Origin of the sequence: Cupriavidus sp. WKF15 (genome assembly GCF_029278605.1) — a bacterium.
Classification (GTDB): domain Bacteria; phylum Pseudomonadota; class Gammaproteobacteria; order Burkholderiales; family Burkholderiaceae; genus Cupriavidus.
This window is the reverse complement of sequence record NZ_CP119572.1, coordinates 2,533,853-2,555,564: the sequence shown is the minus strand read 5'-3', so window position 1 is coordinate 2,555,564 and position 21,712 is coordinate 2,533,853. Positions and strand designations below refer to the sequence as shown.

19 protein-coding genes and 1 tRNA gene are annotated in these 21,712 nt (G+C 66.8%); 12 read left to right on the top strand and 8 right to left on the bottom strand.

The window, feature by feature from the left end; genetic code table 11:
* The first annotated feature begins 168 nt into the window (after positions 1–168).
* Positions 169–981 carry a GTP cyclohydrolase FolE2 gene (gene folE2 / locus CupriaWKF_RS11940; RefSeq protein WP_276098080.1) on the top strand — a complete coding sequence of 271 codons (813 nt, stop codon included), beginning with the start codon at positions 169–171 and terminating at the stop codon, positions 979–981.
* 85 nt (positions 982–1,066) lie between these two features.
* On the opposite strand, the gene tsaD is transcribed toward folE2, so the two are convergent.
* A complete protein-coding gene (tsaD, locus tag CupriaWKF_RS11935) occupies positions 1,067–2,101 on the bottom strand; it encodes a tRNA (adenosine(37)-N6)-threonylcarbamoyltransferase complex transferase subunit TsaD (RefSeq protein ID WP_276098079.1) in 1,035 nt (344 codons plus the stop codon).
* A 166-nt stretch (positions 2,102–2,267) separates the two neighbouring features.
* On the opposite strand from tsaD, the gene CupriaWKF_RS11930 reads away from it, so the two are divergent.
* The 3 genes from CupriaWKF_RS11930 (at position 2,268) to dnaG (ending at position 6,172) form a co-directional block, all read left to right on the top strand.
* Positions 2,268–3,518, top strand: a complete 1,251-nt coding sequence (locus CupriaWKF_RS11930; protein ID WP_276098078.1) for an NAD(P)/FAD-dependent oxidoreductase — start codon at positions 2,268–2,270, stop codon at positions 3,516–3,518.
* Between the two features lie 199 nt (positions 3,519–3,717).
* Positions 3,718–4,164: a GatB/YqeY domain-containing protein gene (locus tag CupriaWKF_RS11925; protein ID WP_276100782.1), complete on the top strand. Its 447-nt coding sequence runs from the start codon at positions 3,718–3,720 to the stop codon at positions 4,162–4,164.
* A 193-nt stretch (positions 4,165–4,357) separates the two neighbouring features.
* The gene (dnaG, locus tag CupriaWKF_RS11920; protein WP_276098077.1) at positions 4,358–6,172 is read left to right on the top strand and encodes a DNA primase; all 1,815 of its coding nucleotides are present in this window, start codon (positions 4,358–4,360) and stop codon (positions 6,170–6,172) included.
* 98 nt (positions 6,173–6,270) lie between these two features.
* Here the strand turns inward: dnaG and CupriaWKF_RS11915 are convergent, their stop codons facing one another.
* Entirely contained in the window at positions 6,271–6,669 is a 399-nt protein-coding gene (locus CupriaWKF_RS11915) for a hypothetical protein (protein ID WP_276098076.1), read from the bottom strand.
* On the opposite strand from CupriaWKF_RS11915, the gene rpoD reads away from it, so the two are divergent.
* Complete coding sequence (gene rpoD / locus CupriaWKF_RS11910) at positions 6,659–8,929, top strand: RNA polymerase sigma factor RpoD (RefSeq protein ID WP_276098075.1); 2,271 nt, start codon at positions 6,659–6,661, stop codon at positions 8,927–8,929. The genes CupriaWKF_RS11915 and rpoD overlap by 11 nt on opposite strands.
* A 10-nt stretch (positions 8,930–8,939) precedes the next feature.
* Positions 8,940–9,018, top strand: a tRNA-Ile gene (locus CupriaWKF_RS11905).
* A gap of 294 nt (positions 9,019–9,312) precedes the next feature.
* Here CupriaWKF_RS11905 and CupriaWKF_RS11900 read toward each other — a convergent pair.
* Genes CupriaWKF_RS11900 through CupriaWKF_RS11890 form a run of 3 tightly spaced genes read right to left on the bottom strand, consistent with a single transcriptional unit; the run spans position 9,313 to position 11,892 of the window.
* Positions 9,313–10,146: an aspartate/glutamate racemase family protein gene (locus CupriaWKF_RS11900; RefSeq protein WP_276098074.1), complete on the bottom strand. Its 834-nt coding sequence runs from the start codon at positions 10,144–10,146 to the stop codon at positions 9,313–9,315.
* Positions 10,147–10,190: 44 nt separating this feature from the next.
* Positions 10,191–11,120, bottom strand: coding sequence for a glyoxylate/hydroxypyruvate reductase A (locus CupriaWKF_RS11895; RefSeq protein WP_276098073.1), 930 nt, complete (start codon positions 11,118–11,120; stop codon positions 10,191–10,193).
* Position 11,121: 1 nt separating this feature from the next.
* A complete protein-coding gene (locus CupriaWKF_RS11890) occupies positions 11,122–11,892 on the bottom strand; it encodes a class II aldolase/adducin family protein (RefSeq protein ID WP_276098072.1) in 771 nt (256 codons plus the stop codon).
* A 116-nt stretch (positions 11,893–12,008) separates the two neighbouring features.
* Between CupriaWKF_RS11890 and CupriaWKF_RS11885 the strand changes: the two genes are divergently transcribed.
* The 5 genes from CupriaWKF_RS11885 (at position 12,009) to hutG (ending at position 17,775) form a co-directional block, all read left to right on the top strand.
* Positions 12,009–12,689, top strand: coding sequence for a Crp/Fnr family transcriptional regulator (locus CupriaWKF_RS11885; RefSeq protein ID WP_276098071.1), 681 nt, complete (start codon positions 12,009–12,011; stop codon positions 12,687–12,689).
* A 110-nt stretch (positions 12,690–12,799) separates the two neighbouring features.
* On the top strand, positions 12,800–13,555 hold the full coding sequence (gene hutC, locus CupriaWKF_RS11880; RefSeq protein ID WP_276098070.1) for a histidine utilization repressor: 756 nt from the start codon (positions 12,800–12,802) through the stop codon (positions 13,553–13,555).
* 191 nt (positions 13,556–13,746) lie between these two features.
* On the top strand, positions 13,747–15,429 hold the full coding sequence (hutU, locus tag CupriaWKF_RS11875; protein ID WP_276098069.1) for a urocanate hydratase: 1,683 nt from the start codon (positions 13,747–13,749) through the stop codon (positions 15,427–15,429).
* Between the two features lie 94 nt (positions 15,430–15,523).
* Positions 15,524–16,822 carry an MFS transporter gene (locus CupriaWKF_RS11870; RefSeq protein ID WP_276098068.1) on the top strand — a complete coding sequence of 433 codons (1,299 nt, stop codon included), beginning with the start codon at positions 15,524–15,526 and terminating at the stop codon, positions 16,820–16,822.
* Positions 16,819–17,775, top strand: a complete 957-nt coding sequence (gene hutG, locus CupriaWKF_RS11865; RefSeq protein ID WP_276098067.1) for a formimidoylglutamase — start codon at positions 16,819–16,821, stop codon at positions 17,773–17,775. Before CupriaWKF_RS11870 ends, hutG begins: the two co-directional genes overlap by 4 nt.
* A gap of 23 nt (positions 17,776–17,798) precedes the next feature.
* Here hutG and CupriaWKF_RS11860 read toward each other — a convergent pair whose 3' ends face one another.
* On the bottom strand, positions 17,799–18,002 hold the full coding sequence (locus CupriaWKF_RS11860) for a hypothetical protein (protein WP_276098066.1): 204 nt from the start codon (positions 18,000–18,002) through the stop codon (positions 17,799–17,801).
* Positions 18,003–18,341: 339 nt separating this feature from the next.
* Between CupriaWKF_RS11860 and CupriaWKF_RS11855 the strand changes: the two genes are divergently transcribed.
* A complete protein-coding gene (locus CupriaWKF_RS11855; protein WP_276098065.1) occupies positions 18,342–19,835 on the top strand; it encodes a DEAD/DEAH box helicase in 1,494 nt (497 codons plus the stop codon).
* A 30-nt stretch (positions 19,836–19,865) separates the two neighbouring features.
* Here CupriaWKF_RS11855 and gluQRS read toward each other — a convergent pair whose 3' ends face one another.
* Positions 19,866–20,771, bottom strand: coding sequence for a tRNA glutamyl-Q(34) synthetase GluQRS (gene gluQRS, locus CupriaWKF_RS11850; protein ID WP_276098064.1), 906 nt, complete (start codon positions 20,769–20,771; stop codon positions 19,866–19,868).
* 16 nt (positions 20,772–20,787) lie between these two features.
* Entirely contained in the window at positions 20,788–21,711 is a 924-nt protein-coding gene (locus CupriaWKF_RS11845) for a LysR family transcriptional regulator (protein ID WP_276098063.1), read from the bottom strand.
* Position 21,712 lies beyond the last annotated feature (1 nt).

The window sequence follows — 21,712 nt, the reverse complement described above, 5'->3', positions numbered from 1 at the left end:
GTGTGAATTCCCTTAAACTTCCCATTTTTGTGTTCGCAGCTGCGGGTCGGCATGAGTGTTGCCGGCGCCGTGGTTTCACACTCGTTGCGCGGCATGGATGGACTGCGAAAATGCCGCGACCGTAAGGGCTTGCGCCACCCCCTGGTGCGGTCCTGGAGGAAACCGTAGATGAATGACATCAATCCCGCCTTCGTGATGCCCGACGTCCAGTCGAGCCGTGACACCCGCCAGATCCCCATCCAGCGTGTCGGTGTCAGGGGCGTGCGCTACCCGGTCTCGCTGAAGACGCCGGCCGGCGTGGTCCCGAGCGTGGGCACCTTCAACCTCGACGTGCACCTGCCTGCCGAGGTCAAGGGCACGCATATGTCGCGCTTCGTCGCGCTGCTGGAAGAAGAGCGCGCCCCGCTGGAGCTGGCAAGCTTCCGCGTGCTGCTCGACAAGATGCTGGAAAAGCTGGAAGCCGAGGCGGGCCGCATCGAAGTCACGTTCCCGTACTTCATCAGCAAGATCGCGCCCGTGTCTGGCGTGGAGTCGCTGATGGACTACGAGGTCACGCTGACCGGCGAGATCCGCAACGGCGTGACGCGCGTGTTCCTGAAGGCGCTGGTGCCGGTGACGAGCCTGTGCCCATGCTCGAAGAAGATCTCGCAGTACGGCGCGCACAACCAGCGTTCGCACATCACGATGAACGTGGAGCTTGCCGGCGAGCTGCCGGTGGAAGCGCTGGTGCGCATGGCCGAAGAAGAGGCCTCGTGCGAGCTGTGGGGCCTGCTCAAGCGGCCCGACGAGAAGTTCGTGACCGAGCGCGCCTACGAGAACCCGAAGTTCGTGGAAGACCTGGTGCGCGACATCGCCATGCGGCTCAATGCCGATGAGCGCATCGTCGCCTATGTGCTCGAAGCCGAGAACTTCGAGTCGATCCACAACCACAGCGCCTATGCGGTGATCGAGCGCGACAAGCGGCTGGAGCCGGCGGCGTAAGCCTGTCTCCCGCTCAAACAACAAGGCCACCTTCGCGGTGGCCTTGTTGTTTCCTGTGCCGGCAGGGGGTCAGGCGGCAGGTTGTTCAGGCTGCAGATGGCAGGCGGATATCCGACAGGTCCCAGCGCGGCGTCACGCCATAGCCGTAGTTGCGCTGAGCGAGCTGGGGCGCGGCCTGCAGGCGCATGGCGCCGGCGAAAGCGATCATCGCGCCGTTGTCGGTGCAGAAGGCCAGGTCCGGGTAATAGACGTCGATCTTGCGCTGCTTGCCGAGCTGGTCCAGGCGTTCGCGCAGCTGCCGGTTGGCGCCGACGCCGCCGGCTACCACCAGCCGCTTGTGGCCGGTCTGCTTGAGCGCGGACATGGATTTTGCGGCCAGTACATCGACGATGGCATCGACGAATGCGCGCGCCAGGTTGGCGCGGTCCTGCTCGCAGGTGTTGGCCAGCTTGCGCGTCTGCGTCAGCACGGCGGTCTTGAGCCCGGCAAACGAGAAGTCGAGGTTGCCCGAATGCAGCATCGGCCGCGGCAGCTCGAACGCGCCGGGCACGCCGAACTCGGCCAGGCGCGAGACCTCGGGGCCGCCGGGATAGCCGAGGCCGAGAAGCTTGGCGGTCTTGTCGAAGGCTTCGCCGGCAGCGTCGTCGAGCGTTTCGCCGAGCAGGGCATAGTCGCCGATGCCTTTCACTTCCATCAACTGGGTGTGGCCGCCGGAAACCAGCAGCGCCACGAACGGGAACGGCGGCGGCTCGCGCGTAAGCAGCGGCGACAGCAGGTGGCCTTCGAGATGATGCACGCCGATCATCGGCACGTTCAGCGCGAAGCCCAGCGCATTGGCGACCGAGGCGCCGACCAGCAGCGCACCGGCCAGTCCCGGGCCCTGGGTGAATGCAATCGCGTCGATGTCGGCGCGGGTGCGGCCGGCGTCGCCCAGCACCTGCTGCAGTAGCGGCAGCACGCGGCGGATGTGGTCGCGCGAAGCCAGCTCGGGTACCACGCCGCCGTAATCGCGGTGCATCGCGATCTGCGAATGCAGGGCATGCGCGAGCAGGCCGGCGTCGGTGTCGTAGAGGGCCAGGCCGGTTTCGTCGCAGGAGGATTCGATGCCGAGGACAAGCATGAGGGAACAGGTGCGGCTCTCCGGCCCGGTCGGGATCCGGTGGAAACAGCCGTCAAAACAACGGGTTGCGTGAAACCTAGCAGGGTAGCACACCGGCGGCTGGCGTGCTTTTCGCTACAATCTGCGCTTTCCTGCGTTGGCAGGGTCTGGATTGGCGAGGATTGGGATGAGCGGTTCGGCGGGCTTGCAGGCGGGCCGGTATGACGTGGCGGTGCTGGGCGCGGGAGCGGCCGGCATGATGTGCGCCGCCGTGGCGGGCCAGGGCGGCGCACGCGTGGTGTTGATCGACCATGCCACGCGGCTGGCCGAAAAGATCCGGATTTCCGGCGGCGGCCGCTGCAATTTCACCAATCTGCAGGCGGGGCCGGCCAACTACCTGTCGGCCAATCCTCACTTCTGCCGCTCGGCGCTGGCGCGCTACACGCCGCAGCATTTCCTGGACCTGATGCGGCGCTACCGCATCGACTGGCACGAGAAGCATCGCGGCCAGCTGTTCTGCAACGACAGCGCCGAAGACGTCATCGCCATGCTGCGCGCCGAGTGCGACGCCGGCCATGTGCGCTGGCAGACCGGCTGCAGCGTCGCCGAGATCCGCCGCGAGGGCGACGACTACCTGTTGCTGACCTCGCAGGGTACCGTGCGCGCGGGGGCGATCGTAGTGGCAACCGGCGGCCTGTCGATCCCGAAGATCGGGGCCACCGACTTCGGCTACCGCATTGCCCGCCAGTTCGGCCTGAAGGTCGTGGAAACCCGGCCGGCGCTGGTGCCGCTGACCTTCGACGGCCAGGCCTGGCAACCGTTTGTGCCGCTGGCGGGGGTGTCGCTCGAGGTGGATATCTCTACTGGCTCGGGCAAGACTGCGGGCGCTTTCCGCGAAGACCTGCTGTGGACGCACCGTGGCCTGTCCGGTCCGGCGGTGCTGCAGATATCGAGCTTCTGGCACCCGGGGACGCCCATCAAGATTGACCTGTTCGATGGCGAGGATGCCGGCGGCTGGCTGCTCGAGCAGAAGGCTGGCACCCGCAAGCACCTGGCCAACCTGCTGGCCCAGCGTTTGCCGGCGCGGCTGGCGGACGCCTGGTGCACGGCCGCCGGTGTGGACGGCAGCCTGCCGCTGCATGATATTGCGGACAAGGCGCTGCGTAGGCTGGGGGCGGCGCTGAACGACTGGCGCCTGGTGCCGTCCGGTACGGAAGGCTATCGCAAGGCCGAAGTGACGCTGGGCGGGGTCGATACGCGCGGGCTGTCTTCCACCACCATGATGGCGCGTGAGGTTCAGGGACTCTATTTCATTGGCGAAGTGGTCGATGTGACCGGGTGGCTCGGAGGCTACAATTTCCAGTGGGCCTGGGCTTCGGCCGTCGCGGCCGGACAGGCCGTGGCCGAGGCCGCGCGCAGTGGCCGCGCCGTGGCGTGAATGCGACGCCGGGCGCACGGCGCAGGCGCCTTCGGTCACCAGGTCGTGGTGCTACAATCAACGACTCTGCATAACTGGCTGTAGAAAAGCTGACCGCGCCCGCCCTTGCGCGCAGGCCCGCTGTGGCCAGGCCGCGGCGGGTTTTTGCGTTTCTGGCTTGCCGGCAGCCGCCCGCCAAAACCGTTTCCGGAAGATCACGATGTCCCTCAAAGCCCGAATCAGCGACGACATGAAGGCCGCCATGCGCGCCCGCGAAACCGAGCGCCTCGGCACCATCCGCCTGTTGCAAGCGGCGATCAAACAGCGTGAAGTCGACGAGCGCATCGAGTTGGACGACGCCGCAGTGCTGGCGGTTGTGGACAAAATGCTCAAGCAGCGCAAGGACTCGATCACCCAATTCCAGCAGGCAGGTCGCGACGACCTGGTGCAGAAGGAGCAGGCCGAGGTCGAAGTGCTGAAGGTCTATATGCCGGCCGCGCTGTCCGATGCCGAAGTGGCCGCTGAAGTCCAGCAGGCCGTCGCAGATACCGGTGCCGCCGGCCCGCAGGATATGGGCAAGGTCATGGGCGTGCTCAAGGCCAAGCTGGCTGGCCGTGCCGACATGACCGCCGTGTCTGCGCAGGTCAAGGCCGCCCTTGCCAAGTAAGCGCACGTTTAATTCAGTTATCATGGTTTCGCCGCCTGATCGACGGGATTGGGCGGCGATGCAGATAGTGCGGGCGTAATGTCGTGCCTACACTACAATGATTCGATAGCAGCCGGGAGCACTTCCGGTCACACATTCTTAAAAAGCGGCTGCCCGTCCACGGGCCGGCCATGCCATCAGGACGGTCAGTCGGGTGATTCCGCAATCCTTCATTCAGGACCTGCTCAACCGTGTCGACATTGTCGATGTGGTGGGCAAGTATGTGCAGCTGAAGAAGGGCGGCGCCAATTTCATGGGGCTTTGCCCGTTTCACAACGAGAAGTCCCCGTCTTTCACGGTATCGCCCACCAAGCAGTTCTATCACTGCTTCGGCTGTGGGGCGCACGGCTCAGCCATTGGTTTCCTGATGGAGTATTCCGGGCAGTCCTACCCGGAAGCGGTCCGGGAGCTGGCCCAGTCGGTCGGCATGTCCGTCCCCGAGGAGCGCGATCGCCTGCCGCCGGGCCAGCGCGCCGAGCAGCAGGCACGCTCGGTGGCCTTGTCCGATGCCATGACGCGCGCTACCGATTTCTACCGGCGCCAGCTGCGGGGCGCCCCGCAAGCTATCCAGTATCTGAAAGGACGTGGGCTGACGGGCGAGATCGCGGCCAGTTTCGGCCTTGGCTACGCGCCGGACGACTGGCAGGGCCTGGAGGCCGTGTTTGGCAGCTACCGGGACGACGCGATCGCGGCCCCGCTGGTGGAGTCCGGCCTTCTGATCGAGAGCAGTGAAAAGCGCGATGCGGACGGCAAGCCACGCCGCTACGACCGCTTCCGCGATCGCATCATGTTCCCCATCCGTAATACCAAGGGGGCCGTCATCGGCTTTGGCGGGCGGGTCATGGGGCAGGGCGAGCCCAAGTACCTGAACTCGCCGGAGACGCCGCTGTTCAGCAAGGGCACCGAATTGTACGGGCTGTTTGAGGCCCGTCACGCCATCCGGGAAACCGGCTACGTCCTGGTGGTCGAAGGGTATATGGATGTCGTGGCGCTGGCGCAGCTCGGGTTTGCCAATGCCGTGGCCACGCTGGGCACGGCGTGCACGCCCGTGCACGTGCAGAAGCTGTTGCGGCAGACCGATTCGGTGGTGTTCTCGTTCGACGGGGATGCGGCGGGCCGCCGTGCCGCGCGCCGGGCCCTGGAGGCCTGCTTGCCGCACGTGGCCGACAACAAGGCCATTCGCTTCCTGTTCCTGCCGGCCGAGCACGATCCGGACAGCTATGTGCGCGAAGAGGGAACCGAGGCGTTTGCGGCGCAGGTGCGCGATGCCATGCCGCTATCACGCTTCCTGCTGCAGTCGGTGACGGAAGAGCTGGACATGCGCCAGCCCGAAGGCCGCGCCCGCGCGCAGTACGAGGCCAAGCCGCTGCTGCAGGCCATGCCGGCCGGCGGCCTGCGGCTACAGATTATCCGCGAACTTGCCGATGCTACCGGCACGACGCCCGCCGAAATCGAGGCGATCTGCGGCCTGCGCAGCGACCCGGCCCGCGCTGGCCGCTTTGCGCAGCCGCGCCCGCGCGCCCGGCGCCAGGCACCGACCGGCCTGGAGCAGCGCGTGCTGCAGTTGCTGATGTGCTATCCGTCACTATCGGCGCGGCTGGACGAGGATAGCCGGGCGCTGCTGCTTGGAGCGGAGGGCGGCGATGCCGAGGTGCTCGCGCACCTGGTCGCCGCCTGCGACGAGGTGGAGGGGCAGGTGAATTTTGCGGCATTCAGCGAGCATCTCGCGCAATCGCCCTATGCCGAGGTGTATGCGGCAGCGCGCACGGCGGTGCTGCGCGAAGAGATTGAAGAGGAGCCCGCGACACAAGAGTTCGACGCGGCCGTCACGAAGCTGCTGGCCGAACCACTGAGCCGGGAGCTGGAAAGGCTTCAGGCCGCCGTGGTGGCGGGTACTGCGGATGAGGCGGCCAAGGAGCGCATGCGCTGGCTGGTCGGCGAAGTCCATCGTCGCAGACGGCTTGGGTAGCGCACCGGGTGCGTGCGGTAAAAGGCGCATTTGGGGGTGGCAGGAATGAGGATGTAAAGGCTTGAGCCGATGCAGTCTCGAGCTTAAGCCTTGATTTTTCAGGTGAAAACCATACCTGACAGGAAGCTGGCTATCTGTGGCGTGCTACAATAGCCGGTTTGGATTGCGAAATCTTTCTCTCCAGATCTGGTGAAAGTGAGCGTGCCAATGGCAAAGGCCAAAGCAACCGAAAAGGTTTCCGTGAAAGCTCCCCAATCAGGGAGCGGCAAGGCGTCTGTGAAATCGACGGCGGCGAAGACATCGACCGCGTCAGTCAAGACTCCGGCCCCCCGGTCTGCGCCATCAAAATCAGCGCGAGGCGTCGAATCGCCCGCCCTGACCACTGCCACCAGGAATCGCACATCCGAAACGACAAAGGCCTCGACTTCGGCACGCGAGAGCGGCAAGAGCGCCAGTACGAGCGGCAAGGTCGCCGCATCTGCACCAGTGAAAGGCAAGAGTATCACCGTGGCGAAACAGCAGAATACCGAAGTCGAAAGCAAGCAGGCGGCAGCAGCCGGTGCCAAGAGCACAGGCGCCAAGGCGGGCGCTGCCGCGCCGGCCACCAAGGCGCGCGCCGCGTCTCCTGCAGCCGTTGCATCCGAGCGTCCCGCAGCGCCGGCAAGCAAGCCGGAGCCGAAAAAGCGCGGCCGCAAGCCCAAGGCCCAGATGCAGCACGGCGACAGCACGACAGACGACGTGATCGAAGAGTTTGACGAGAACGATAGCCGCGCGGCGACACCCGCCGCGGCTCCGAAGACCGAAAAGCAGAAGGCCAAGGACCGCAAGGCCAAGGAAAAGGCCCTGCTGAAGGAATTCGCCTCGACCCAGCAGGGCACGGAGGAAGAACTCGAGTTGCGCCGCCAGAAGCTCAAGGCGCTGATCAAGCTTGGCAAGTCGCGCGGCTACCTGACCTACGCGGAAATCAACGATCACCTCCCGGACGACATGGTCGACTCGGAGACGATCGACACGCTCGTCGCCACCCTGAACGACATCGGCATCGCCGTGTACGAGCAGGCGCCGGACGCCGAAACGCTGCTGCTGAACGACAACGCTCCGTCGGCCACCAGCGAGGAAGAGGCAGAGGAAGAAGCCGAAGCCGCCCTGTCGACGGTGGACTCGGAGTTCGGCCGCACCACCGACCCCGTGCGCATGTACATGCGTGAAATGGGCACGGTGGAGCTGCTGACGCGCGAAGGCGAAATCGTCATTGCCAAGCGTATCGAGGCGGGCCTGAAGGACATGGTGATGGCCATTTCCGCCTGCCCGGTCACGATCTCGGAGATCCTGGCCAATGCCGAGCGCGTCGCCAGCGACGAGATCAAGATCGATGAATTCGTCGACGGCCTGATCGACCCGAACGCCGACGAAGTGGCCCAGGAGGCCGCGGGTGCATCGGCCTCGGAAGAAGAAGACCTGGAGTCGGACGAAGACGAGGAATCCGACGAGGACGAGGACGACGACGATGCTGCCGGCGCCGGTGCCTCGGCACGCCAGCTCGAAGAGCTGAAGCTGTCCGCGCTGGAAAAATTCCGCGTCATCGCCGAACAGTTCGACAAGATGCGCCGCGCCTTCGAGAAGGAGGGCTACAAGTCCAAGCCTTACGTGAAGGCCCAGGAAGCGATCCAGTCCGAGCTGATGGGCATCCGCTTCACGGCGCGCAGCGTCGAACGCCTTTGCGACACCTTGCGTGGCCAGGTGGACGAAGTGCGCAAGCTGGAACGCGCGATCCTGAACAACGTGGTGGACAAGTGCGGCATGCCGCGCGCGGATTTCGTCGCCCGCTTCCCGGGCAACGAGACCAACCTCGAGTGGATCCACACGGTCATTGCGGATGGCAAGGCGTATAGCGCCATCGTCGAGCGCAACGTGCCGGCCGTGCATGAACTGCAGCAGAAGCTGATCGACCTGCAGGCACGCGTGGTTCTGCCGCTGAAGGAACTGAAGGACGTCAACCGCAAGATGGCCGAGGGCGAGAAGCGCGCCCGCGAAGCCAAGCGCGAGATGACCGAGGCCAACCTGCGCCTGGTGATCTCGATCGCGAAGAAGTACACGAACCGCGGCCTCCAGTTCCTGGACCTGATCCAGGAAGGCAACATCGGCCTCATGAAGGCGGTGGACAAGTTCGAATACCGCCGCGGCTACAAGTTCTCGACGTACGCCACGTGGTGGATCCGCCAGGCCATCACGCGCTCGATCGCCGACCAGGCGCGCACCATCCGTATTCCGGTGCACATGATCGAGACGATCAACAAGATGAACCGCATCTCGCGCCAGATCCTGCAGGAAACCGGCAACGAGCCGGATCCGGCAACGCTGGCCGAGAAGATGGAGATGCCGGAAGACAAGATCCGCAAGATCATGAAGATCGCCAAGGAGCCGATCTCCATGGAAACGCCGATCGGTGATGACGACGACTCGCATCTGGGCGATTTCATCGAGGACACCAACACGCTGGCCCCGGCCGAGGCGGCGCTGCACGGCTCCATGCGCGACGTCGTCAAGGACGTGCTGGACTCGCTCACGCCGCGCGAAGCCAAGGTGCTGCGCATGCGCTTCGGCATCGAAATGAGCACCGACCACACGCTGGAAGAGGTCGGCAAGCAGTTCGACGTCACGCGTGAACGTATCCGCCAGATCGAGGCCAAGGCACTGCGCAAGCTGCGCCATCCGAGCCGCTCTGATAAGCTCAAGAGTTTCCTGGAAGGCAACTAAACGCTTCCTCGGGCCTCTAGCTCATGCCTGGTTAGAGCAGCGGACTCATAATCCGTTGGTGCCGTGTTCGACTCACGGGAGGCCCACCAATACTGATAAGGGTTTGCGGGAGATTTCCTGCAAACCCTTTTTTGTTTTGTGTAGTTCTTGTGTAGTTGGCGAGGGCTATGTACTGACCAGGGTGGCACATCCCATCACCAATTTGGGTGATGCGGCCAGGCAGGCGGCCCCCGTACACTGACCAGGTAGGCACCGGTCTCCTCCGCCTACAGGCCTTGAGCCCCTCGGAGCACCCCGCGCCGAGGGGTTTTTTTCTTTGGCAGGCCGGATCGTCAGCCCAACATTGCGTCGGCACTATCGCGGCAGCAGCCCCGTCTGCCGATTCAGTGTCGCAGTGTGGCGAAGCTGCCGTAGGTGGCCTTGCGCGGACGCAATTGAGCAAGTGCCACGGCCTGCACGGCCGCGCAGGCGATGCCGTCGAGTAGCGGCACATCGGTCAGTTCGGCAACCGCGGGAACGTAGCCGCACAGCGCCGCCGCCACGGTGACGACCACGTCCGCTCCGTCTTCCCGGCTGAGTGTCGTGACGGCATCGCGCATCATCGCGCGGACCTCGGGAGCGAGTTCGGCACCATAGGCGGCGGTCGTCTCGATGCCGCGGATTCCCGCGACCCGCCCCGCATGGCCGTACGTCGCAGCCAGTTCAGCGTACAGCGGCGTCAATGCCGGGCCGACCGTCAGCAGCCCGATCCTGCCGCCGAGCAGGCTCGCGGTGGCGAGCGCGGCTTCGGTCGTTCCCACCACGGGCATGGCGAGCATCTGCCGCAATGCATGAAGCGCGGTGTCCATGGATACGCCGAGGATCACTGAGTCGACATTGTCATCCAGTGAGCGCGCCAGCTTCAGCAGGCCGTCGATCGCGGCGGCATTGTCCACGCGCGAGCGGATGACGGCCGGTCCGGTCGCATTGGTCAGGCCGAAGATCTCGCAGGCGTTGCCAGTGGCTAGCCTGGCCTGCGACACCATGCGGTCGGTGATGTGCTGGCTGGCGTTCGGGTTGAGCAGGGCGATGCGCATGGGTCCGGATCCTTGGTGGCGGTCGAAAATGCCGACGTGGTCGATGCGGTCGAGGTGTTCGAGCATCTTCGTCACGGCGGCGGTGGCGTCGCCGCCCATGAGCGGGTGGGCTAACACATGGTCGACCAAAATTATATGCATCGTGTACCACGATGGCCGGTTCGTGCGCAGCGGGTTTTTCCGGTTCAGTATCCGGCCGTCCGATCCACCAGGTTCAGCAACTTCCTGCCATCGCGCATCCGGCGCAGGTTTTCCACACACTGCCGTGCCACGAGCTGATACGACGGATCGCACGCGATATGCGGCGTCGCCTCGATGCGCGGATGGTTCCACACCGGATCGCCCGGCTCCGGCGGTTCCTTCGCGAACACGTCGAGCGCGGCGCCAGCCAGGTGGTCTTCGTCGATCAGCGCGACCAGGTCGGGTTCGGCCAGATGCTCGCCGCGGCCGACGTTGATGAAGAACGCGCCGGCGGGCAGCTGCGACAGCGTCTGCCGGTTGAGCAGGCCGTGCGTCTGCGGTGTGAGCGGCAGCGTGCAGACCAGGATGTCGGTCTGCGCGAGCATGGCGGACAAGCCGGCGTCGCCGATGAAGTCGGTGACGCCGGGAATGCCTTTGCCACTGCGGCTCCATCCCGCCACCGGAAAGCCGATGGCCGCGAACGTGCGGGCCACGGCGCTGCCGATTTCTCCCATGCCCAGCACGCCGACGCGGCAGCGCGCGAGGTCGGGGGCCGGGTGGCGCTTCCATTCGCCGCGGCGCTGCTGCTCGGCATAGGTGCCCAGACGCCGCGCGTGGCGCAGGGCCATGGCCAGCACGTAGTGCGCGATGCCGGTCTGCTGGCCCGGGTCGACCACGCGCGTGACCGGCATGTGCTCCGGCAGGTCGGGCGCGGCCAGCAGCTTGTCGACGCCGGCCGCCGCGCAGCAGACCAGGCGCAGGTTGCGGAAGGCGGGCACCACGCCGGGCTTCAGGCCCCACGCGATGATCGCTTCGACTTCATCGGCGGGCGCGTTCTCGCGGCCGTTCCAGACCGGGATGTCGGGCGCCGCTTCACGCAACTGGGCGGTAATGGGACCCGCCATGAAGGACGGAAGATGTACGAGGATGCCCATGTCAGTGGCGGAAGTCGGGTTGGATACGGTCCAGGCGGCGCAGCAGGCCCGGCCATGCGAGACCCGAACCCTTGCCCTTGGTGGCCTGGCGCGCCTGCTGGCCCGCGTCGGCGCTGGCGGATTCCGGCACCAGCGTCAGCGGCGTGCCGCCGCTCTGCGCCAGGATCTGGACGCGGCATGCGGATTCCAGCGTGTACATCGTCAGGAACGCGTCGGCCACCGAGCGGCCACAGGTCAGCAGGCCGTGGTTGCGCAGGATCATCTGCTTGCCGCTGCCGAGGTCGGCTACCAGCCGTGCCTTCTCATCCTCGCGCAGCGCCACGCCCTCATAGTCGTGGTAGGCCAGGCCCATGCGCGCGAACATCGCCTGCTGCGAGATCGGCAGCAGGCCGGCCTGCTGCGCCGACACTGCGACACCATGCGGGGTGTGGGTGTGCATGACGCAGCCGATCTCGGGCCGCGCCTCGTGCACGGCGCTGTGGATGATGAAGCCGGCGGGGTTGACGTCGTACGGCGTGGCCAGCACGGGCACGCCGTGATGGTCGACCTTGACCAGGCTGGACGCCGTGATCTCGTCGAACAGCATGCCGTAGGGATTGATCAGGAACTGGTCCGGCGCGTCGGGCACGCGTGCCGAGATGTGGGTGAAGATCAGGTCGTCCCAGCCGAAATGCGCGACCAGGCGGTAGGCCGCCGCCAGGTCGACGCGCATCTGCCATTCCGCGTCGGAAACGCGGTCCCTGACGGAATCGACGAGTTGTATTTGCGCCATGTGTATGCCTCCGGGGGTGCTGTCTATGTCGTGAGTGCGGTGGCATTCTGGGCCCGGGCATGGGCGCAAGTCTGTTAAGTATTGGACAATCTCGCTTTGGCCAGGGGGAGGGTGATGTGAAAGCCGTGGATTCCGGCAGGACGCTGCCGCGCAGCGTGGTGGCGAGCGGCTGGCTGCGCAATGCGCCGGCCAGCGTGCTCGACGCCGTGCAGAAGGCCGCACGCCGCCAGCGTTTCGGCGACGGCGACATGATCTTCGCGCGCGGGGATCCGCCCACGTATTTCTGCATGGTGCTGGCGGGCCGCGTGCGCATGAGCCGCGTCAGCGCGAGCGGGCGCGAGTCGGTCTATTCGGTGGTGGGCCGCGGCCGCTGGTTCGGCGAGATCTCGCTGCTCGACGGCAAGCCGCGCACGCATGACGCGTTCGCCGTGGGCAGCACCGAGCTGCTGGTGCTGGGCCGGCGCGATTTCGACCGCATCCTGGCCGCGCATCCGGAAGGCATGCAACTGATCGTCCAGCAAATCTGCGCGCGCCTGCGCGTCGCCTTCGACCACGCCGAGCGGGCCCAGCAGGCGCCGGTCGATGCGCGCATGGCCGCGCGCCTGCTCGAACTGGCCGATCGGACCGACCACGTGGTGCGGGTCTCCGCCGAAGATCTCGGCGATATGGTCAACCGTTCGCGGCAGACCGTCGCCAAGTACCTGCAGGCCTGGGAGGATGCCGGCTGGATACGCCGCCACTACCGGCAGGTGGAGCTGTTGCAGCCGGCGGCGCTGCGGCGGCTCGCGACGGGTTGACCGGCGCGAGCCGCGTGGTACATTCGCCAGTGACGTAAATACCGCTCTATACAAGTCCGGCGGGCACTCGGGCACTGTTGCCGATGGTGTCCGCCTCATGGGGAAAATCGTTGTCTCAAGCCTCCGCACAGCCGGGCCAGCCAGCCGCCGGGCTGGCCGACACGCTGCCGGCGCCGCTCTATGCGCGCGTCAAGCAATTCATCAGCGGCAGGATCGCCGACGGCAGCTGGCCGCCGCATCATCGCGTACCGTCCGAGACCGAGCTGGTCGAGGAACTCGGCGTGAGCCGCATGACCGTGAACCGCGCGCTGCGGGAGCTGACCGCCGACGGGCTGCTGGTGCGCATGCAGGGTGTCGGCACGTTTGTCGCCGAGCCCAAGCGCAATTCCGCGCTGTACGCGGTCAACAATATCGCCGAGGAAATCGCGGCGCGCGGCCGCCGCCACCATGCCAGGGTGGTGAAGAGCAGCGAAGAGGTGGCAGGCGCCGCGCGCGCGGCCGCGCTCGATGTGGGCGAGGGCCAGCGCGTGTTCCACACGGTGATCGTGCACTACGAGGACGATATGCCGATCCAGCTCGAGGATCGCTATGTCAACGCGGTGGTGGCGCCCGACTACCTGGCGCAGGACTTCACCCGCCAGACACCGTACGAATACCTGTCGCGCGTAGCCCCGCTGACCGAAGGCGAGCACGTGGTCGAGGCCGTGCTGGCCACGCCCGAAGAATGCGCGCTGCTGCAGATCGATCGCGGCGAGCCGTGCCTGCTGATCCGCCGCCGCACCTGGTCTGCCAACCGTGTCGTGACGTCGGTGCGCCTGCTGCACCCCGGCTCCATGCACCGGCTGGAAGGGCGGTTCACGTCCTGACGGTCCCGCTCCTGCATTACTGATCCGACAAACGCGCCCGGCCAAGTCCGGGCGCCGCCACATTCGGATTTCGATATTTGCCTGACCTCGGGAATACCCCAATACACCTATGCTTGTATATACAAGACTATACATGCCTATAACATGATGTTTCCCGGCGAGGCCGGGCCAGTGATTCCGAAGGAGCTGCCATGAGTGAGAACCCCCAGAACCCGCGTTTCCGCGATATTGAGATTCGTGCCCCGCGTGGCAACAAGCTGACCGCCAAGAGCTGGCTGACCGAGGCGCCGCTGCGCATGCTGATGAACAACCTCGACCCCGAGGTTGCGGAGAACCCGAAGGAGCTGGTGGTCTATGGCGGCATCGGCCGCGCCGCGCGCAACTGGGAGTGCTATGACCGCATCGTCGAGGTGCTGACCCGCCTGGAAGACGACGAGACCCTGCTGGTCCAGTCCGGCAAGCCGGTCGGCGTATTCCGCACCCACCGCGACGCACCGCGCGTGCTGATCGCCAACTCCAACCTGGTGCCGCACTGGGCCAACTGGGAACACTTCAACGAACTCGACGCCAAGGGCCTGGCCATGTACGGCCAGATGACCGCCGGTTCGTGGATCTACATCGGCAGCCAGGGCATCGTGCAGGGCACGTATGAAACCTTTGTCGAGGCCGGCCGCCAGCATTACGGCGGCAGCCTCAAGGGCCGCTGGGTGCTGACCGCGGGCCTCGGCGGCATGGGCGGCGCGCAGCCGCTGGCCGCCACGCTGGCCGGCGCGTGCTCGCTGAACATCGAATGCCAGCAGAGCCGCATCGACTTCCGCCTGAAGACGCGATATGTCGACGAACAGGCTACGGACCTCGATGATGCGCTGGCCCGTATCGACCGCTATACCTCGCAGGGCAAGGCGATTTCGATCGCGCTGTGCGCCAATGCCGCGGAAGTGCTGCCGGAACTGGTGCGCCGCGGCGTGCGCCCGGACATGGTCACCGACCAGACCAGCGCGCATGACCCGCTCAACGGCTACCTGCCGGCGGGCTGGGGCTGGGACGAGTATCGCGAGCGCGCGCAGCGCGAGCCGGCCGTGGTGGTCAAGGCCGCCAAGGCTTCGATGGCTGCGCACGTGCGTGCCATGCTGGATTTCCAGAAGCTGGGCGTGCCGACCTTCGACTACGGCAACAATATCCGCCAGATGGCCAAGGAAGAGGGCGTCGACAACGCGTTCGATTTCCCGGGCTTCGTGCCGGCCTACATCCGTCCGCTGTTCTGCCGCGGCATCGGTCCGTTCCGCTGGGCCGCGCTGTCGGGCGATCCGCAGGACATCTACAAGACCGACGCCAGGGTCAAGGAACTGATCCCCGACGACGAGCACCTGCACCGCTGGCTCGACATGGCACGCGAGCGTATCAGCTTCCAGGGCCTGCCGGCGCGCATCTGCTGGGTCGGCCTGGGCCTGCGTGCCAAGCTGGGCCTGGCCTTCAACGAGATGGTGCGCAGCGGCGAGCTGTCGGCGCCGATCGTGATCGGCCGCGACCACCTCGATTCGGGCTCGGTCGCCAGCCCCAACCGCGAGACCGAATCCATGCAGGACGGCTCCGACGCTGTCTCCGACTGGCCGCTGCTCAACGCGCTGCTCAACACCGCGAGCGGCGCCACCTGGGTGAGCCTGCACCACGGCGGTGGCGTCGGCATGGGCTTCTCGCAGCATTCGGGCGTGGTGATCGTCTGCGACGGTACCGATGAAGCCGCCGCGCGCATCGCCCGCGTGCTGAACAACGACCCTGCCACGGGCGTGATGCGCCACGCCGACGCCGGCTACCAGATCGCCGTCGACTGCGCGCGCGAGCAGGGCCTGGACCTGCCGATGTTGCGCGACTGAAGTTGCGCGACTGAATCGGCCAGCAAGAGCCGCTCTGACGGCCGGGCGCCCAAGGGGTGCCCGGCCGCTGCCATCCCGTTTCCCGGAGACACCCATGTCCATCCAAACCACCGCCAGCGCAGCGGTTGCGGCGCCGCAGCCGCAGCTTTCGCGTGCGCGCGCCATTGCCGCGATCACCATCGGCAATGGCCTGGAGTTCTACGATTTCGTGGTCTACAGCTTCTTTGCGACGCTGATCGGCCGGCTGTATTTCCCGGTCGACAACCCGACCGGGCAGCTGCTGATGTCGTTCGCCACCTTCGGTGTCGGCTTCCTGATGCGCCCGCTCGGCGGCCTGCTGATCGGCATGTATGCCGACCGCGCGGGGCGCAAGCCGGCCGTCGCGCTGACGCTGTGGCTGATGGGCCTGAGTTCGCTGATTTTCGTGGTGACGCCGCCGTACGCGCAGATCGGCATCCTTGCACCGATGATGGTGGTGCTGGCGCGGCTGGTGCAGGGCTTTGCCATCGGCGGGGAAATGGGCGCATCGACCGCACTGCTGCTCGAATACGCCGATGACCGGACGCGCGGCTTCTATACCGGCTGGCAGCCGTTCAGCCAGGGGCTGGCGGCACTGCTGGGCGCGGTGACCGGCCTGGTGCTCAGCAACGTGCTGGCGCCGGCCGAGCTGGAATCATGGGGCTGGCGTCTCGCGTTCCTGATCGGCATTCTGGTCATCCCGGTCGGCCTGGTGATCCGCCGCCGCCTGGAAGAGACTGCCGAGCCGACGCATCACGGCGAACACGCCGCGCAATGGCCGCTGCTGCGCCAGCATGCACGCGAGGTGCTCGCCAGCATCCTGCTGATGATCGGCCTGGCCTCGTCGACCTATATCGTTGTCTACTACCTCAGCAACTACGCCGTGAGCGTGCTGAAGATGCCGCTGTCGCTGAGCATCTGGGCCGGTTGCATCGCAGCGCTGGTCCAGGTGGCGCTGTCGCCGTTCGCCGGCCGGCTGGCCGATCGCATCGGACGCAAGACGGTCGTGCTGTGGTCGCGCGTGGCGCTGCTGGTGATGGTCTACCCGGCGTTCGTGCTGATCAATGCCGAACCCTCGCTGGCACGGCTGCTGGTGGTGGTGGCCTGCCTGTCGGTGCCGATGTCGATGACCGCGCCGGCATCGATGGTGCTGGTCAGCGAGGTGCTGCCGCAGCGCCTGCGTGCCACCGGACTGTCGATTGCCTACTGCGTGGCGATCGCGATCTTCGGCGGCTTTGCGCAGTACTTCTCGACGCGCCTGATCCAGATCACTGGTGACGCCAATGCACCGGCGCTCTATGTGATCGGCTGCGGCGTGGTGTCGCTGATCGGTCTGGCGCTGGTGCCCGAGACGCTGGGACGGCGCCTGAAATGAATGCGGCGGTATTGCGTGAGGGCCAGCCGATGCAAGGTGTCTGGCGCGGCCGCGTCGATCACGGCGAGGCCGGCGATACGCGGCGCCTGTTCAACGTCGTGCGCGCGGGCACGCAGCGCGAGCCCGGTGCGCCGGTGCTGATCGGCTTCTGCTGCGATGCCGGCGTGGCGCGCAACCAGGGGCGCGTTGGCGCGGCGGCGGGGCCGCATGAGATCCGGCGCGCGCTGGCCGGCGTGCCGGCCCACGATGTGCAGGCGCTGCACGATGCCGGCGACGTGGTGTGCGAAGGCGATTGGCTCGAAGCCGCCCAGCAGGCGCTGGGAGGCGTGGTTGCCGCGGAGCTCGCGGCAGGTGCCCGTCCGCTGGTCCTTGGCGGGGGCCACGAAGTGGCATGGGGCACCTGGCAAGGCCTGCGCGCGCACCTGGATGCGCGTGACGACCGCGGCCGCGTGCTGGTGGTCAATCTTGACGCGCATTTCGACCTGCGCTCGAGCCGTCCGGCCAGTTCGGGCACGCCATTCGACCAGATCGCCGACGACTGCCGCGAACGTGGCCTGCGTTTCGACTATGCCTGCCTCGGCGTCAGCCGTCTCGGCAATACGGCCGCGCTGTTCGAGCGCGCGCGGCTACTGGACGTGCGCTGGGTCGAGGATGTGCTGATGCAGGAGCGCCATCTCGATGCGCGCCTGGCGGAACTGCAGGGATGGATCGACGCGGCCGCGCATGTGTATCTGAGCATCGATCTCGATGTGTTGCCGGCGGCCGTGATGCCAGCGGTGTCGGCGCCCGCCGCTTATGGCGTGCCGTTGACGGTAGTCGAGGCCGTGCTGGAAGTGATCATGGCCAGCGGCAAGTTGCGCGTGGCCGAGCTGGCCGAGTTCAATCCCGCCTATGATCGCGATGGGTGCGGTGCGCGCGTGGCGGCGCGGCTGGCTTACCGGCTGCTGGCCTGATCGCCGCAGGGGAACTCACGCACTCAGGCCGTTGCCGGCAGGCTGTGCGGCGCGAATGGCCAGGCCGGCAGTGACGGGCTGGCACCCTCCGGCTGGCTGGCGGACGGGCCGCATGGGGCGGCCAGGGCCGCTGCGCCCGCCAGTCCCAGGAAAGCGGTGGAAGTCATCAGGAAGCGGTCACGCGCCTGGCGAAGAAAGTCCAGATCCATGGTCAGGGTCAAGCTCAAGGGTTCAATGTCCTGTCGTGTCTGATGGCGATCCGACCGGGGCTGGCAGCGGATCGGCGATCATCATCGCCGCGCTTTGTGACACGCTGTTGAAACCCGGGCCGCCCATACTGGCTCGCGAAATCCGTTGGCGAGACCCGTCGTGCACGCAGTGCCGACTTGCCCACCTGTCGTGGCGGCAGAGGTGCTAGAATGTAAGTCTTTGATTCGCTTGGGCAAATGCCGTCAAAGGCATTGCCGCGCCAGGATCCGCCCCGGATCCGGCCTGTAGCAAGGCGAGATGAGTTCCAGACGCGTATCCGTTTGTGCCGGGTTCGCCTCCCGCCAGACCCCGATACCATGACAACTACGACCCTACCTGACCAGAACGCAGCCGAGCAGACGTTCGAGAGCTTTGGCCTGGACGCGCGCATCCTGCGCGCCCTGTCCGAGCAAGGCTATACCAAGCCGACGCCGATCCAGGCGCAGGCCATCCCCGTGGTGCTGCTCGGCAAGGACGTGATGGGCGCGGCCCAGACCGGCACCGGCAAGACCGCTGGTTTCGCGCTGCCGATCATCCAGCGCCTGTTGCCTATGGCCAACGCGAGCGCCTCGCCGGCACGGCACCCGGTGCGCGCGCTGATGCTCACGCCCACGCGCGAGCTGGCCGACCAGGTCTATGACAACGTTGCACGCTACGCCAAGCACACCGACCTGCGCAGCACGGTGGTGTTCGGCGGCGTCGACATGAACCCGCAGACCGACGCGCTGCGCCGCGGCGTGGAAATCCTGGTGGCCACGCCGGGCCGGCTGCTCGACCACGTGCAGCAGAAGTCGGTGAACCTGTCGCAGGTGCAGATGCTGGTGCTGGACGAAGCCGACCGCATGCTCGACATGGGCTTCCTGCCGGACCTGCAGCGCATCATCAACCTGCTGCCGGCGCAGCGCCAGACGCTGCTGTTCTCGGCCACGTTCTCGCCCGAGATCAAGCGCCTGGCCGCGAGCTACCTGAAGCAGCCGGTCACGATCGAAGTGGCGCGCAGCAACTCCACCAATGAAAACGTGCGCCAGATGGTGTACCAGGTGGAAGACGGCCAAAAGCAGGCTGCCGTGGTGCACCTGCTGCGCCAGCGCGCCGAACAGGGCCTGTCGCGCCAGTGCATCGTGTTCGTCAACAGCAAGATCGGCTGCTCGCGCCTGGCGCGCCACCTGGAGCGCGAGGGCATCAACGCCGCCGCAATCCATGGCGACAAGACCCAGACCGAGCGCATGCAGACGCTGGAAGGCTTCAAGAACGGCACCATCGACGCGCTGGTGGCCACCGACGTCGCGGCACGCGGCCTCGATATCGCCGACATGCCGTGCGTGATCAACTTCGACCTGCCGTTCAGCGCGGAAGACTACGTGCACCGCATCGGCCGTACCGGCCGCGCCGGCGCCAGCGGCGATGCGCTGTCGATCTTCGTGCCCGGCGACGAGCGTCTTCTCGCCGATATCGAAAAGCTGATCAAGCGCAGCGTCCCGCGCGGCACGCTGGAAGGGTTCGATCCCACCGGCGAGAAGTCCCGCCAGGAAGAGGCCGATCGCCGCCGCCAGCGCGCGGACGTGCGCCGTGTCCGCGGCAATGGTGACGGAGAGAGCGATGACCGTCGCCGCCGCCACGACCACGCCGGTGGCCGCACCGCATTCCGCCCGTCGGACGACCCTTTCTTCTCGCGTCCTTACGAGCCGAGCCCGAACAGCGCCCCGGCCAAGCCTGCCGAGGAGATGATTGCGGCGGCATTGTCGCGTGGCCGCCAGGGACCCAAGCGCCCCGTTGCCGCCCTGCTGGGCGGCGTGCCGCGCAAGTCCTGATCCGCCTTGCCGCGAGGCCGGCGCTGCCTGTCAGCGCCTGGCCGCGGCAGGCAGCGCCGCCAGGCGCTGCAGCCAGTCCGCGGTGGCTCGATCGAGCCAGTCCTCCACATCCTTCCCTTCATTCCGTAGCCCGAGATGCGCGCCGGCCGCGCGCAGCGCGTCGAGCGGGGCACGCGTGTCGATGGCCTGCGCGCCGCTCTGCTTGCTGAGCTTTTCGCCGATGGCGTTGACCACCACGGGCACGTGCAGGTAAGCGGGTGTCGGCAGGCCGAGCAGGTGCTGCAGGTGGATCTGGCGCGGCGTGGAGTCGAGCAGGTCGGCGCCGCGCACGATATGCGTGATGCCCTGCAGGCCGTCGTCCACCACTACCGCGAGCTGGTAGGCCCAGAGCCCGTCGGCGCGACGCAGCACGAAGTCGCCCACCTCGGTTTCGAGGTCCTGGCATTGCCGGCCTTGCCAGCGGTCGTCGAAGCAGATGGTGGCTGCCGGGCCATCCGGCACGCGCACGCGCCATGCGCGGGGCAGCTTGCCGTTGAGCCCGTTGCGGCAGGTGCCCGGGTAGCCGAGCGTCTGGTGCCGTTCGCGCACATGCAGCAGCGAATCGGCGATCTCCTTGCGCGAGCAGCCGCATGGGTAGAGCTGTCCGGCTGCATCCAGGCGCTGCAGCGCGTCGGCATACAGCGCCTCGCGCCGGCTTTGCCAGACGGGCGGCTCGTCCGGTATCAGGCCCAGCCGTTCAAGCGTCTGCAGGATATCCGAGTCGGCGCCGCGCACGCAGCGCGGGTAGTCGATGTCCTCGATCCGCACCAGCCATTGGCCGCCGTGCGCGCGCGCGTCGAGCCAGGTGGCCAGGGCCGTGACCAGCGAACCCATGTGCAGCGGGCCGGTGGGTGAGGGAGCAAAGCGGCCGCGGTAGCCGCTGGCGGGTACTGCCATGCGCGTATCCCCCGCCTCAGCCGCCCAGGTCCGGTTGCTGCTGCAGCAGCGCCTGCGCCAGCCGCGGGTCCTCGAGCTTGCCGGCCCACCATTGCAGCGCCTTGCCGCGGTTGCTCGTGCGCCAGGCCACCTTGAAGTTGCCCGGAGCGCGCACTTCGACGGTCTCGCGCGCCTGCAGCACGCCGCTTTCGATGTGCGGCTGCGCCATCGGCGCCGGCAGCCAGCCGCAGCCAAGGCCGCGGATCTGCGCTTCGAGCTTGTCGCGCATGGTCGGCACCACCAGTACATCCTGCCCGGCCAGCACGCCATGCGTACGCGCCGGGAGGTTGCGCGAGGTGTCGCCCACCGCCACGATCCGGTGCTTGGCGATCTGGATCGTCGTCAGCGGCCCTTCCTCGGTCGCGAGCGGGTGGTGCGCGGCCACGGCGAAGACGAACGGCATGCTGCCCAGCGGCCGGATCTGGAAGCCCTGCGTGCTGGGTGCGTCATAGGCGCCGCCGATCACCAGGTCGGCGCGGTTGCTGACCAGTGCATCCCAGGCGCCGCCGAGCACTTCCTTGGCAAAGCGCAGCCGGGTCGCGGTGTTTTCGTCGTAGAAGTCCTGGATGACGGGAAGCAGCGCGCGAAAGTTGATCAGGTCGTCCACCACGATGGTCAGCGTGGCTTCCCAGCCCGTGGCCAGCCGCTTGACCCGGCGCGCGAGGTCATCCGCCGCGTGGAGCAGGTGGCGCCCTTCATCCAGCAACGCGCGCCCGGCCGGCGTCAGTTCGGCCCGATGCCGGCGGCGGTCGAACAGCAGCACGTCCAGGTCTTCTTCGAGCTTGCGCACCACATAGGTCAGCGCGGAGGGCACCTTGCCCATCTCGTGGGCGGCGGCGGCGAAGCTGCCCTTGCGCTCGATGGCGTCCAGGACTTCCAGGGATTCGAGGGAGAGTGGCATA

Bases quoted from the DNA above. Each gene is read 5' to 3' on its own strand.
- tsaD (WP_276098079.1), bottom strand. From the start codon at position 2,101: ATGCTTGTCCTCGGCATCGAATCCTCCTGCGACGAAACCGGCCTGGCC.
- CupriaWKF_RS11855 (WP_276098065.1), top strand. From the start codon at position 18,342: ATGACAACTACGACCCTACCTGACCAGAACGCAGCCGAGCAGACGTTC.
- CupriaWKF_RS11845 (WP_276098063.1), bottom strand. From the start codon at position 21,711: ATGCCACTCTCCCTCGAATCCCTGGAAGTCCTGGACGCCATCGAGCGC.
- CupriaWKF_RS11890 (WP_276098072.1), bottom strand. From the start codon at position 11,892: ATGGCGCAAATACAACTCGTCGATTCCGTCAGGGACCGCGTTTCCGAC.
- CupriaWKF_RS11895 (WP_276098073.1), bottom strand. From the start codon at position 11,120: ATGGGCATCCTCGTACATCTTCCGTCCTTCATGGCGGGTCCCATTACC.
- gluQRS (WP_276098064.1), bottom strand. From the start codon at position 20,771: ATGGCAGTACCCGCCAGCGGCTACCGCGGCCGCTTTGCTCCCTCACCC.
- folE2 (WP_276098080.1), top strand. From the start codon at position 169: ATGAATGACATCAATCCCGCCTTCGTGATGCCCGACGTCCAGTCGAGC.
- CupriaWKF_RS11900 (WP_276098074.1), bottom strand. From the start codon at position 10,146: ATGCATATAATTTTGGTCGACCATGTGTTAGCCCACCCGCTCATGGGC.
- CupriaWKF_RS11925 (WP_276100782.1), top strand. From the start codon at position 3,718: ATGTCCCTCAAAGCCCGAATCAGCGACGACATGAAGGCCGCCATGCGC.
- CupriaWKF_RS11930 (WP_276098078.1), top strand. From the start codon at position 2,268: ATGAGCGGTTCGGCGGGCTTGCAGGCGGGCCGGTATGACGTGGCGGTG.
- hutU (WP_276098069.1), top strand. From the start codon at position 13,747: ATGAGTGAGAACCCCCAGAACCCGCGTTTCCGCGATATTGAGATTCGT.
- CupriaWKF_RS11870 (WP_276098068.1), top strand. From the start codon at position 15,524: ATGTCCATCCAAACCACCGCCAGCGCAGCGGTTGCGGCGCCGCAGCCG.
- hutG (WP_276098067.1), top strand. From the start codon at position 16,819: ATGAATGCGGCGGTATTGCGTGAGGGCCAGCCGATGCAAGGTGTCTGG.